This window comes from Algihabitans albus (genome assembly GCF_003572205.1).
GTDB lineage: Bacteria > Pseudomonadota > Alphaproteobacteria > Kiloniellales > DSM-21159 > Algihabitans > Algihabitans albus.
Map to the genome: position 1 here is coordinate 805,185 of NZ_QXNY01000002.1, position 12,495 is coordinate 817,679.

Below are 12,495 nucleotides of genomic sequence, written 5' to 3' on the forward strand. Positions count from 1 at the left end.
GAGGTCTCGAACCGAGCCGGAGTCAGACGTCAGTGAAGGTAGCCGTGAGTCCGGAACCAAGCCAATGCATCGGAAATCGCCTCGTCAGCCGAACGATGGCTGTACCCGAGCGCCGTCTCCGCCTTGGCGGAGGAATAGAACATGAGATGCTCAGCCATCTTGACCCCATCCACGGTGGCGAAGGGTTGGCCGCCGAACCGCCGGGCCCAGGCCTCGGCACCGCGCGCTAAGGGCAGCACCAAGCGATGCGAAAGCCGGAGGCGGCGCTGATGCTTGCCCCTATTTTTATCTACAATATCAAGAATGCTCTTTAGCGTCTTGTTTTCACCGCCTAAAATGTAGACCTCGCCGACGTTTCCGTTCTCGAAAGCCAGACGATGTCCCTCGGCAACGTCATCGACATGCACGACATTCAAACCCGTGTCGACATAGGCTGGCATCTTCCCCATGGCGGCTTCGAGAATGATCCGGCCAGTGGGCGTGGGCCTCACGTCCCCGGGGCCGATCGGTGCGCTTGGGCTGACGATCACGGCTGGCAGACCCTCGTCGCGCACCAAGTCGCGAACGGCCTGCTCGGCCAGGAACTTGCTGCGCTTGTAGTCGCCCGTCATATCCGCGAGCGTGGCTTCGCAGGTCTCGTCGGACGGCTGGCCCGTCTCCGTGAGCCGCAGGGTGGCAACGCTCGACGTGTAGACGATCCGTTCGACACCGGCCTTCGCTGCCAGCCGTAGCAGCGTCTTGGTCCCCTCGACGTTGGTGGCATAGAGCTCGGAGGGATCGCGGGTCCAGAGCCGGTAGTCGGCCGCCGCGTGGACGAGGCCGGAGCAGCCCTGGAGTGCCGCCTCAAGCGAACCGGGCTCTCGCAGATCACCGATGACCGTCTCGACATCCAGGTCCTTGAGGTTCAGCCGCGGACTGCCGCTGCGCAGGAGGGCCCGCACCCGATGGCCCCGCCCCAGCAGGTTGCGCGCCACGGCCGCTCCGACGAAGCCGCTCGCCCCGGTGACCAGGACCGTCATCGTCGTGCGCTCCTCCGGCGGTCCAACAGGTCGATCATGGCCGGCAAGACGACCAGCGTCGCGATCAGCGTCGCGGTAATGGCCAGGGTCAGGAGCTCCCCCATGGAGGCCATGCCGCGATGTCCGGAGATCGCCAGACTCCCGAAGGCCGCCATCGTGGTGAAGGCCGAGAACAACACGCCCGAGCAGGTAGAGCTTCGCAGCACCGCCGCGCCATTGCCTTCCTCGCGCAGTCGCAGGACGAAATGGATGGCGCTGGCAACCCCCAGACCGAAGAGCAGCGGCAGCGCGATGATGTTGGCGAAGTTGAAGGACACCCCCAAGAGCGCGGCGGCGCCCGCGGTCCAAAGCGCAGCCAGCAGCAGCGTCAGGGCAACCAGCGCGATTTCGACCGGTCGACGCAGGACGACGGCGAGAATCACCAGAACGGCCAGGAAAGCGAGTCCGCTGGCAGTGATGAAAGCGGTCAGAATAGCCTCCGCCGCACCGCTGATGATCACCGGCGCGCCGGTCGCTTGCGGGGCCACGGCCAGCACGGCGGACGCGAAGCTTTGCAAGCCGGCATTGTCCTGCAGCGGCGCAACCGGGCGCAGCTCCAACCGCTCGCTACCGTTCGGCGCTTGCCAACGGCGCACCAGTTCGGGGGGAAGCGCCTGCCGCGTGATCGGCTCCGTCACGGACAACGAAGTCTGCAGTCGCTGCAGAGCCGCGGGGAAGTGGCGCATCAGGCGGTCGTCCAGCTCGGCGGCCGGGGTCTCTTGCTGCTGAGAAAGCCGCTCCAGAGCCGAATTCAGCCGCGCGGCGGCCGGCCCAACCGGTGCGGGCAGGCGCGTCGCGGCCGCAGCTGTCTCGCGCAATCGGCGATAGTCGTTTGCGAGAGCTGCCGGATCCGAAGCCGCCCGGCTCGGCTCCGCCAGCAGCAAGGGTTGCAGCACGAAGGCCAGATCGTCGAGGGCAAAGAGCTTTTCGTCCTGGCCGGTCGGGACGAAGTTGGAGAGGTGCCGGACACTGCCGACCTCCGGTAAGGCCGCAAGCTCGCCGGCGAGCTCGGCCACGCGCGCGGGCTCGTTCGTCACCACCTGGATCAGATAGGGTGTGGTCTCGACCGACTCGGCCAGCTCGAAGAAGGTTCTGACGGATTCGAAGACCGGGTCTTTCAGGTTGATCGGGTCGAAATCGAACTCGCCGCTGGGCGCCTTCGCTACCGCCCCGAGCGTGATGAGGACAGCCACGGCCAAGACCGCGCCGTGCGGCAAACGACCGCCCCGTTCGCCCCCGCCCCCTTCACGCCCGCCCTCGGGTCGCGTGGCGGTCTGGCGCAGCGGCAGCACCGTCAAAAGAGCCGGCAGGACGGTGAAGGTGGCGATCAGCGCGATGATCATCCCGCCGCCGGCGATCAAGCCCAGTTCGGCCAGCCCCTTGTAGTCGGTCGGCAGGAACGCGAAAAAGCCGGCTGCGGCGCAGATGGCGGAGAGCAGGATTCCGGGTCCCGTGGCGCAGAAAGCCGAGGAGAGCGGCGCGGCACTTCGAGTCCGCGCCTCCTCCCGATAACGCAGACAGGCGTGAATGCCGAAGTCGACACCCAAACCGATGAAGAGAACGGCGAAGGCGACGGAGATCAGGTTCAGGCTGCCCACCGTCAGCGTCGCGAAGGCGGCGGTCCAGATCAGACCCAGCAAGAGTGTCACCACCATCGCAAAGACCAGACGACCGGATCGCAGTCCGATCCCGAGCAGGAGAGCGACCAGCAGGAGCGAGAGCAGGCCCGCCGTCGAGCCGCCCAGCTCCACCGCCTTGAGTTCCTCGTGATTCAAGGCCACCGTTCCCGTCAGCCGAACGGCGATGCCATTGGCGGAGGTCAGGCCCAGAGTCTCGATCTCAGCACGCAGCCGGTCGATTGCCGCGGCGGCCGGTTTCAGGACGCCGTCGCTCAACTCAGGCTGGATGATCAGAAACCGTCGGTTCGAAGTCAGCAGGTCGGTCTCACCGGCGATCAGCGCTTGCCAGGACAGCGCGAGCGGCTGACCGACCGTCTGAGCCTCGGCAACGGCTGCCGCGCGGCCCAGCAAGCCGGCCAGGGCGGCCGCCGCCTCCCCCTCCGCCAGCAGCTGCGGCTGCCCGATCGCCTGTCCAAGGACCTGCGAGAATCCGCCTAGGTCCGGCCGGTCCGCAAGCTGTCCAAGCAGCGGCTGCGCGGAGACCAGCCGGTCCGAGAGGGCATAGAGATCGTCGAGCTCGAGATACAGCAGACCCGACTCTGCAAAGATCGGCTCGCTGCCAGGCTGGTAGATGTCACGAAAAAACCCCGGCTCCGCCGACAGAGCTGCGGCCAACGCGTCAGCCGCATTCGAGGCGTCTTCTGGCGTCGGCGCCTCTACGACGGCCACAATCGTGTCGGAAAATTGAGGGAAAAGGGCGTCGAACCGACTGTCGTTCTGCCGAAAGGGAACCTCCTCGGCAATCATATCGGTCGTCCCAGTGTCGATGCCGAGGCCTTGAGCAACGTACCATAGACAGGCTGCCGTGAAGAGACTGGCCAAGAGCAGAAGCGGCCAGGCCCGACGCTGCAGTCGGTCGAGCCATCCGACCAACCAATCCGGTCGCGGATTGACGGCGGTCATCCTTGCCCCGATGTTTGGTCGGCTCGGGGATCTGCCGTATGTAGAACCACCGCGACCGTCATCTGGAGTCTCCAAGTGTTTCCTTCCGCAAACAAAGCCTTGGCCCGAGCGGCCGTCAATCTTCGCATGCTGTTCGGCGGGTCGCTGGCGGCGGCCGGCCTTGTCGCTGTGCTGTTCACCGCCTCGTTGCCTTCCTCAGCTCCGGCGCAGGCGGGCGACACGCCAATCGAGACCGTGCAGACCGTGAACGATGCTTTGCTGCACGTGATGGAGAATGCGGAAGCATTGGGTTTTCAGGGCCGGCAAGACTATCTGACACCGGTGTTGATGCAGACCTTCGAGTTTCCCGCGATGGCACGCTTGGCTGCCGGACGCTACTGGGGACGCTTCAGCGGCGAGGAAAAGCGCGAACTCGTCACTCACTTCACTGACCTCAGCGTTTCGACCTTCGCCGCCCGCTTCGATGGCTATTCCGGTGAAACCTGGAAAATCGAAGGCACAACAGAGGCGCCCCGCGGCGGCACCATCGTAGAGAATCGTTTAATCACAGGCAAAGGCAGGGTGATTGCGATCAACTACCTGATGCATCAGACAGAGGCCGGAGACTGGCGGATCATCGACGTCTACCTCGACGGCAACATCAGCGAACTGGCGCTCCGGCGAAGCGAATTCAACTCCGTCTTGCGGAACGGCGGCGTGCGTCACCTGTTCGAACAGATCGCCCAGCAGGTCGACCGGCTGTCGAGTCAGCCCATGCAGACCAACTAGACCGGACCCCGAACAGGCTTCACCGAGACCTGCCGATAGGCAGGCCGCCAGCTTGGGAGTCGATCTCAGTTGGAGCGCTCGAGGACGAAGCGCGTGAGCTGCCGCAAGGTTTGGGCGCGAGGTCCGAAGGAGGCCAGCCGCTCCGCCGCCGACTCGGCCAGACGCTCGGCTTCCGCCCGCGCGCCCTCCACGCCGAGCATGCCGACGAAGGTGGCCTTGCCCATCTCGATATCCTGGCCCGCGGGCTTACCGAGATCCTCGGCGGTCGAGGTGACGTCCAACAGGTCGTCGACAATCTGAAAGCAGAGGCCCAGGTCGGCCGCATAGCCGGTCAAGCGGGCGCGATCCTCCGCCGAGGCTTGGCCCAGGATCGCACCTGCCTGGCAGGAAAACCCGATGAGAGCTCCGGTTTTCAGGGCCTGCAGGGTTTTGATGCCATCTAGATCGAGGTCGTGGCGGTCCGGAGAGATATCGACCATTTGCCCCCCGACCATGCCGTCCTTGCCGCCCGCTTGCGCCAAAGCCGCCACCAAGGCGATCCGAACGTCCGCCGAAGGGTGAGTCGCTGAATCCGCCAGCACGGCAAAAGCTTCGGTCAGCAAGCCGTCACCGGCCAGAATCGCAATTGCCTCGTCGAACCGCTTGTGCGCCGTCAGCCGCCCCCGCCGCAGGTCGCTGTCGTCCATGGCCGGAAGGTCGTCGTGCACCAGACTGTAGCAGTGCACCATCTCGACCGCCGCGCCGGCGCGCAAGGCGCGCGCCTCCGGCACATCGAACAGGGCCGCGCTCTCCACGGCCAGGAAAGGCCGCAGGCGCTTGCCGCCGTCCAGGCTGCTATAGCGCATCGCCTCGATGACCTTGGCGTAGGGCGCCGAAGAGGCCGGCAAGAGTGCCTCCAACGTCGCCTCCACACGCGCCGCCCCGGCTTGCAGGCGCTGCATCAGGGCGTCGCCGTCTCCCCCGTCCATAAGTCCCCGCCGATGGTTTCTCGATTGCTCCTGAGGGGGTTCTAGCACAGCCGCGGCAAGCTGCCGCAAGCCCGTAACGGATTGCCCGCTAACGGTCACGCGCAACCGGCCGACCGATCGCTGACGACCGTTTCACGTGGCGAACCGCTTCGTCAGCCGGTCTCGTCCGCCGTCGCGTTGGCGCGCTCCAGCATCGCAGCGAGCAGGACGTTGCAGCCGGCCTCCAAGTCGTCCGGCGTGGCGTTCTCGATCTCGTTGTGGCTGATGCCGTCTTCGCAGGGCACGAAGATCATCCCGGTGGGCGTCACCTTGGAAAGGTAGATGGCGTCGTGGCCGGCACCGGAGACCATGCGGCGATGGGAATAGCCGGCGGCCTGCGCGCCGCGCTCCACGGCGTCGACGCAGGCCGGATCGAAGGGCATCGGCGGCAAGGTCCAGATCTCTTCGATCTCGAGCTCCAGCTTCGCCGTCTCCGCGATGTCCCGACAGCCCTCGCGCAAGGCCGCGTTCATGCCATCCAGACGCGCCTCCTCGGGATGGCGCAAATCGACCGTGAACCAGACCTGACCGGGAATGACGTTGCGCGAGTTCGGGCGGTTCACCAGCATACCGACAGTGGCACAGGCATCCGGCTGGAAGTCGAATCCGATCCGGTTGACCAGTTCCACCATGCGGGCCGCCCCGACCAGTGCGTTGCGGCGTCGGGCCATGGGCGTCGGGCCGGCATGGGCCTCCTGCCCAGTCACGGTGATTTCGTACCAGCGCTGCCCTTGGCCGCCGGTGACCACACCGATTGTCTTGCCCTCGGCCTCCAGGATCGGGCCCTGCTCGATATGCGCCTCGAAGTAAGCCCCAATCGGATGCTGGCCCACCGGCTCCGGACCGCGGTAGCCGATGCGCTCCAACTCCTGGCGCACGCTCTTGCCGTCGATATCCTTGGTTTCCAGGCAGGCCTCCAGATCGAAGTCGCCGACGAAGGCCCCGGACCCGAAGGTGGCCGGCGGAAAGCGCGAACCCTCTTCGTTCGTCCAAACCGCGACTTCCATTGGTGCTTCAGTCTCGTAGCCGGCATCGTTCAGGCTTCGCATCACCTCGAGTCCGGCCAGAACCCCATAGACGCCGTCGAACTTGCCGCCGGTCGGCTGGCTGTCCAGATGGCTGCCCGTCACGATCGGCTTCAGCGCGTCGTTGCGTCCGGGGCGGCGCGCGAAGATGTTGCCGATGCCGTCCACCGTGACGCTGCAGCCCGCCTCCTCGCACCAGCGCACGAAGAGATCCCGGCTTTCGCGGTCCAGGTCGGTCAGCGCCAGTCGGCAAACACCCCCCTTCGCCGTGGCGCCGATCCGCGCCATCTCCATCAGGCTGTCCCAGAGACGCTTGCCATCGACGCGCAGATTCTTCTCCATGAGCCTCTCGGTTTCCTTCGCTGGTGTCCTCTCCGGCACAAACTAACCCCGAGCGAACCGCTCAGGCCAGCAATCTGCATACGATTTGGTATCCATGCGCATCGTCGAAGGCAAGAAACAGCGCGACCTCTCGCCGGAGGCCTTCGCCGACTTGGCAAGCGGCTTTGCAGGGATCGCCCTGGACCTCGGCACCGGCGACGGGAGCTTCGTCCTGCGCCGGGCAAGGACGGAACCGGGCGTGCTCTGCATCGGGCTGGACGCGGTTGCGGAGGCCATGGCGGAGAGCGCCCGCCGGGCGCGGGCCAAACCGGCCAAGGGCGGCGCGGCGAATGCCCTCTACGTCGTCGCTCGGGCCGAAGATCTGCCGTCGGAGCTGGCCGGGCGCTGCGATGCGATTACGATCAACTACCCTTGGGGATCGCTGCTGAAGGCGGTGAGCGAACCGCAGCAGGAGGTCCTGGCGGGGATTGCCGCCTGTGCCAAACCCGGCGCGCGGGTCACGCTGCTCATCAACCTCGCGCCCTTCGAGGACCCGGACCAACGCGACCGTCTGGGCCTCAACGAACTGGACGCGGAGCTGGCGGAACAAAGACTCGGGCCGGCTTACCTGGCCGCCGGCCTGAAGATCGGAAAGATCGACCTCCATCTCGGCGAGTTGCCCGAACGGACCTCGTGGGGCCGCAGACTGGTTGTCGGAAGTCGGCGCAAAACACTCGAAATCAAAAGTCAAAAATCATATATTTAAATTGGTTATTCAGTTTTATTCATCTTTTATGAGAGCATTGAAGGCATCGCGCTTCGACAGATGGGTGGTTTCGGCCAGAGCAGCGGCCAGGGTCTTGGTTGCAACGCCGGCCGCTTGCAGGCGTCTGGCCAGGGCAGCGAGCTTGGAGTCGAGCTGGCCGGCCTCGCCCGGCTCGCACTCCGCCACGACCAGCCAGACCTCGCCTTGAGGAAGCGGTGCCTCCGCCAACGCGATCAAGCTGCCGCGGCGCGACTCTTCCTGCGGATCGTTCGGCGCGACGATCAGGACTGCTTCGCGGTCGCCGACGGTTTTGGCGACCAACGAGAGGAGTCCTTCACCCTGCCCGGCGGGAAGGGGCAGCAGCAGGCCTGCGCCGGAGTCGGCCAGGCGCGCCAGAAGATCGCGCCGGGCCGGCTTGCCGTTCGGCCAGCGACGCAGACGGCTCCAGGTTTCGGCCGCGAGGCCCGAGAGCGCCCGGGCTCCCTCCGCCGCACTCCAGCCGCCTACCAAGGTTGCCTGACCGCCGGCCTCCGCCGTGAGCCTCACCGCCTCGGCCTGGAGGCCGAGATCGTCGCTTTCCAGAAGCACGCGACCGCCCGCCGCTATTTCCCGCAGCAAGCCCTCCAGCCCGCGCGTCAGTCGCAGATCGGCCAAACGCCGGGCGGCAGCCAGCCGTGCATCCTCCCGCCCGGCCGGCCCCGCAAGAAACAGCGCACCCGCCGGCGCGTGCGCGCCGGTCGGAGAGATCTCCATCTCCAACCGCGCGGTCGAGTCGCTCAGCCCGGCGATGAAGTTCCGGTCGAGGTCCGCCGCCCCTTTATCGGCGGCGAAGCCGAAGGTGCGGCGGGTGAGCGGCAAGGTCCGGCGGCGTAAGATCAAGGGCTCACCCGGCAGCCAAGCCGGATTGAGGGTCGCCCGCAGGTGCTGCGTCATCCCTTGGCAGGTCAAAGTCAGCTCGACCGCCCCCCGCAGACCCGCCACGGCGTCCATATCGCCCTCCAGGGCGACACCCAGGACACAGGTGCCGCGCGGGCTCAGATCCGCCTCGGGAACCAGTTCGAGAGTCTTGGAATGGCTGGCCCTGACGTTGGGATGGCCGCGGGCGGTCAGAATCGGGCCGGAGGGTGCGTGCATCGCACTAGGATACCCGAGAAAAAGCGGCGGCTGCACTTGATCTGGCGCCCTGGATCGGCTACATGGCGCGCTCTCTCGAAACACGTCAGCCATAGAGCGCTTATGCCCACGATTAATCAGTTGATCCGCAAGCCGCGTAAAGACAAGACCGGCGCGGGTCGCAGCCTCGGCCTGGAAAACAACCCGCAGCTCCGCGGCGTCTGCACGCGCGTCTACACCGTGACGCCGCGTAAGCCGAACTCGGCGCTGCGCAAGGTCGCGCGCGTGCGCATGACCAACGGTCACGAGATCACCGCCTATATCCCCGGCGAGGGCCATAACCTGCAGGAGCACTCCGTGGTGCTGGTGCAGGGCGGCGGCCCGAACGACCTGCCCGGCGTCTACTTCCGCGTGGTGCGCGGCGCGCTGGACACCCAGGGCGTCAAGGACCGCAAGCAGAAGCGTTCCCGCTACGGCGCCACGCGCCCGAAGTAAGCGGTTCCGGCGGGCGTCAGGGCTCGCCGATTCGAATTTTCGACACTGCGCCGGCCTCACAGCCGGCGCAGTGTTTTTTCGTGGGTATCTGCTCGGCGGGCCGCACCGACCATGCCTGTCGAAAAGCGATGCCCTTCGACAGGCTCAGGGTGACGATCTCTAGGCTCCGGAAATCAAACCAAGCCGGAACGGGCAACCGACTGGGCAGCGTCTCGCAGCCCTCACCCCACCGGAAGACGCGTCGCCCAGAAATCGTACTCGTCGGCGTGATCGATGCGCACCGGGACGATGTCGCCCGGCTTCAGATCGGTCTCGCCCTGCAGGAAGGTGATCCCGTCGACCTGCGGGGCATCCCATTCGGTGCGGCCGATGGCGCCCTCCTCATCCACTTCGTCGACGATCAGACTTGTCGTGCGGCCGACGCGCTTGGCCAGCGCGCGGGTGGAGATCTCCTGCTGCTTCAGCATCAGCCGCTCGTAGCGCTGCTGCTTGACCTCTTCCGGCACCGCGTCCGGCAGGTCGTTGGCACGGGCGCCCTCCACCGGCTCGTAGCGGAAGCAACCGACGCGCTCGATCTCCGCCTCCTCCAGCCAGTCGAGCAGAAACTCGAAATCCGCGTCGGTCTCGCCGGGAAAACCGACAATGAAGGTCGAGCGGATGGCGATGTCGGGGCAGACCTGCCGCCAGCCCTTGATGCGGTCCAGCACCTTTTCCTGGTTGGCCGGGCGGCGCATGGTCTTGAGCACGTTGGGACTGGCATGCTGAAAGGGAATGTCCAGGTAGGGCAGGATCTTACCCTCAGCCATCAGCGGAATGAGCTGATCGACGTGGGGATAGGGATAGACGTAGTGCAGCCGCACCCAGGCGCCCAGTTCGCTGATCCGGCCAAGCCCCTCGCAGAGATCCTTGATTCGCGTCCGATAGTCGACGCCGTGCCAGCTGCGCGGATCGTACTTGGTGTCGAGCCCGTAGGCGGAGGTATCCTGGCTGACCACCAGCAGCTCGCGCACCCCCGTCCGCACCAGCCGCTCCGCCTCGCTCAGGACCTCGTCGACGGGCCGACTGACCAGATCGCCGCGGATCGACGGGATGATGCAGAAGGAACAGCGGTTGTTGCAGCCTTCAGAGATCTTCAGATAGGCGTAGTGGCGCGGCGTGAGCTGCACGGCGGAAGGCGGAACCAGGGAGGTGAAGGCATCCTGCTTCAGCGGCAGCGCCTCGCGCACGGCCGAGACCACCTGCTCGTACTGCTGCGGCCCGGTGATCGCCAGCACCTCCGGATGCGCGGCCATGATCCGCTCCGGCTCGACCCCCAGGCAACCGGTCACGACCACACGCCCGTTCTCCGCCACAGCCTGTCCAATGGCCCCCAGGGACTCTTCCTTGGCGGAGGTCAGGAAGCCGCAAGTGTTGACCACCACCAGATCGGCGCCGGGCACGTCGGCCACGATCTCGTACCCCTCGGCGCGCAGGCGGGTCAGAATCCGCTCGGAATCCACCAGCGCCTTGCCGCAGCCCAGAGAGATGAAGCCGACCTTGCCGCCGTCTCGCCCGAGCGTCGAGTCGGAGCCGCCGCCGGGGGTGAAGCTCGGGGTCACGCGGTCGGCCGTCTGGCTGGTCATAGAAATCGGACTTTCTGAGGATTCATGCAGGCGTGGCGGGAGTTATGGGCGCCAATCCGCAAGGTTTCAACCGCCCGGCCGTCGGCCCGAGCTTGCGGCCGGACGCGACCGGTCGCGTCGGACCTCGAGGGCCATCTCTAGGCGATCAGGGGCTCCCAGGCCCAAGCCGTACCCTCCGGACCGTCCATGAGGGCCACGCCTTTGGTCAGCAGCGCGTCGCGGAGAGCATCGGCGGCGGCGAAGTCCTTGGCCTTGCGCGCCGCCGTTCGCTCGGCGATAGCGGCCTCGATCTCGGCCTCGGCGATGGTCGCGGCCTTTGGCTTGAGCGAGAGGTCGGTGGCCTCCAGGGTCAGCAGGTCGAGGCCAAGGACCAGATCGTAGGTCGCGACAAGCCGCAGGCGTTCGTCCGGCGAGAGCTGCTTGCTCTCCACGAGTTCCCCCAGATCGGCCAGGGCGCGGGGCGTCGCCAGATCGTCGCCGATCGCCGCATCCAGCTTGTCGACCCAGCTTCGGGCCGCCTCACCCAGCGGCGCTTCGATCTCCTCGCGCAGATAGCTCAAGGAGGCCCCCTTGGAGTACTTGGCTTCGCCGAGGGTACGCAGCCAATCGGCCGGCCCGGCCTTAGCCTTGAGCTCGGCGACGCGCAGCAGCAGACGGCGGAGTTGCGCCCGGGCCGCCACCAGGGCATCCCAGGAAAACTCCAGCTGCGAGCGGTAGGACGCGGTCAGCGCGAAGAGCCGGTAGGCCAGCGGATGAAGGCCGTTGTCCAGAACGGTCGAGAGCGTCAGGAAGCCGCCCTCGGACTTCGCCATCTTGCGGTCGCGCACCACGAGGAACTCGTTGTGCATCCAGTAGCGCGCGCCGGTCGCCTCGCTGCGGGTGTAGGCCTGGTTCTGAGCGATTTCGTTGCAATGGTGGACCTGCCGGTGGTCGACGCCGCCGGTGTGGATATCGAACTGGCGGCCCAGGTACTTGATAGACATGACCGAGCATTCGAGATGCCAACCGGGCGCACCGACGCCCCATGGCGAGTGCCACTCCATCAGACGTTGGGCATCGCCGGGCGAGCGGCGCCAAACGGCGAAGTCGCTGGGCTGGCGCTTGCCGCCGGGTCCTGCGACCCGCTTGCCCTCCTCGAGGCCCTCGAGATCGAGGCGGCCGAGATAGCCGTAGTCGGGCACCTTGGCGGTATCGAAGTAGAGTCCGTCCTCCAAGGCGTAGGTGTAGCCGCCGCCCTCGATGTCGCGGGTGAAGTCGATCATCTCCTGAATGTGGTCGGTCGCCTTGCACCAGATCGAGGGCTCCAGAACGGAGAGCCGCGCGAGATCCCGCTCGAAGGCCTCGGTGTAGTGGGCCGCGATATCCCAGACGGTCTTGCTCTCACGCTCGGCCGCCCGCTCCATCTTGTCCTCGCCTTCGTCGGCGTCGGAGGTCAGATGCCCCACGTCGGTGATGTTCATGACGTGGGTCAGGCCGTAGCCCTTCCACATCAGCGACCGGCGCAGCGTGTCGACGAAAAGGTAGGCCCGCAGGTTGCCCAGGTGAGCGTAGTTGTAGACCGTCGGTCCGCAGGAGTAGATCCGCACATTGCTCGGGTCGAGCGGCTCGAAGGTTTCGAGCTCGCGCGTCAGACTGTTGAAGAGCTGCAAAGGGCGGTCGGTCATGCTGAATTCGGGTCCTCGCCAAGAACAGGATCGCTTCGGATGGACTGGCTCCGACAGAGCATCACAGCGAAACT

Annotated in this window: 10 protein-coding genes; 3 read left to right on the forward strand and 7 right to left on the reverse strand. The window is 66.2% G+C overall.

Annotated features, from left to right (window positions below):
* Positions 1–29: 29 nt before the first annotated feature.
* Complete coding sequence (gene hpnA / locus DBZ32_RS05420; protein WP_119166048.1) at positions 30–1,019, reverse strand: hopanoid-associated sugar epimerase; 990 nt, start codon at positions 1,017–1,019, stop codon at positions 30–32.
* Positions 1,016–3,640, reverse strand: a complete 2,625-nt coding sequence (locus DBZ32_RS05425) for an MMPL family transporter (protein ID WP_119166049.1) — start codon at positions 3,638–3,640, stop codon at positions 1,016–1,018. Before DBZ32_RS05425 ends, hpnA begins: the two co-directional genes overlap by 4 nt.
* 126 nt (positions 3,641–3,766) lie before the next feature.
* Here DBZ32_RS05425 and DBZ32_RS05430 point away from each other — a divergent pair, with 126 nt between their 5' ends.
* Entirely contained in the window at positions 3,767–4,408 is a 642-nt protein-coding gene (locus DBZ32_RS05430) for an ABC transporter substrate-binding protein (RefSeq protein WP_162906578.1), read from the forward strand.
* Positions 4,409–4,473: 65 nt separating this feature from the next.
* On the opposite strand, the gene DBZ32_RS05435 is transcribed toward DBZ32_RS05430, so the two are convergent.
* Entirely contained in the window at positions 4,474–5,376 is a 903-nt protein-coding gene (locus DBZ32_RS05435) for a polyprenyl synthetase family protein (RefSeq protein WP_119166051.1), read from the reverse strand.
* Positions 5,377–5,528: 152 nt separating this feature from the next.
* The gene (locus DBZ32_RS05440) at positions 5,529–6,782 is read right to left on the reverse strand and encodes a Zn-dependent hydrolase (protein WP_119166052.1); all 1,254 of its coding nucleotides are present in this window, start codon (positions 6,780–6,782) and stop codon (positions 5,529–5,531) included.
* A gap of 94 nt (positions 6,783–6,876) precedes the next feature.
* Here DBZ32_RS05440 and DBZ32_RS05445 point away from each other — a divergent pair, with 94 nt between their 5' ends.
* Positions 6,877–7,527 (forward strand): class I SAM-dependent methyltransferase, encoded by a 651-nt coding sequence (locus tag DBZ32_RS05445; protein WP_119166053.1) that lies wholly within the window; start codon positions 6,877–6,879, stop codon positions 7,525–7,527.
* Between the two features lie 15 nt (positions 7,528–7,542).
* On the opposite strand, the gene DBZ32_RS05450 is transcribed toward DBZ32_RS05445, so the two are convergent.
* Positions 7,543–8,661, reverse strand: coding sequence for a DUF371 domain-containing protein (locus DBZ32_RS05450; protein WP_162906579.1), 1,119 nt, complete (start codon positions 8,659–8,661; stop codon positions 7,543–7,545).
* Between the two features lie 102 nt (positions 8,662–8,763).
* On the opposite strand from DBZ32_RS05450, the gene rpsL reads away from it, so the two are divergent.
* Positions 8,764–9,135 carry a 30S ribosomal protein S12 gene (rpsL, locus tag DBZ32_RS05455; protein ID WP_119166055.1) on the forward strand — a complete coding sequence of 124 codons (372 nt, stop codon included), beginning with the start codon at positions 8,764–8,766 and terminating at the stop codon, positions 9,133–9,135.
* A 221-nt stretch (positions 9,136–9,356) separates the two neighbouring features.
* On the opposite strand, the gene rimO is transcribed toward rpsL, so the two are convergent.
* Positions 9,357–10,757 carry a 30S ribosomal protein S12 methylthiotransferase RimO gene (rimO, locus tag DBZ32_RS05460; RefSeq protein ID WP_119166056.1) on the reverse strand — a complete coding sequence of 467 codons (1,401 nt, stop codon included), beginning with the start codon at positions 10,755–10,757 and terminating at the stop codon, positions 9,357–9,359.
* A 137-nt stretch (positions 10,758–10,894) separates the two neighbouring features.
* Positions 10,895–12,421, reverse strand: coding sequence for a cysteine--tRNA ligase (cysS, locus tag DBZ32_RS05465; RefSeq protein ID WP_119166057.1), 1,527 nt, complete (start codon positions 12,419–12,421; stop codon positions 10,895–10,897).
* Positions 12,422–12,495 lie beyond the last annotated feature (74 nt).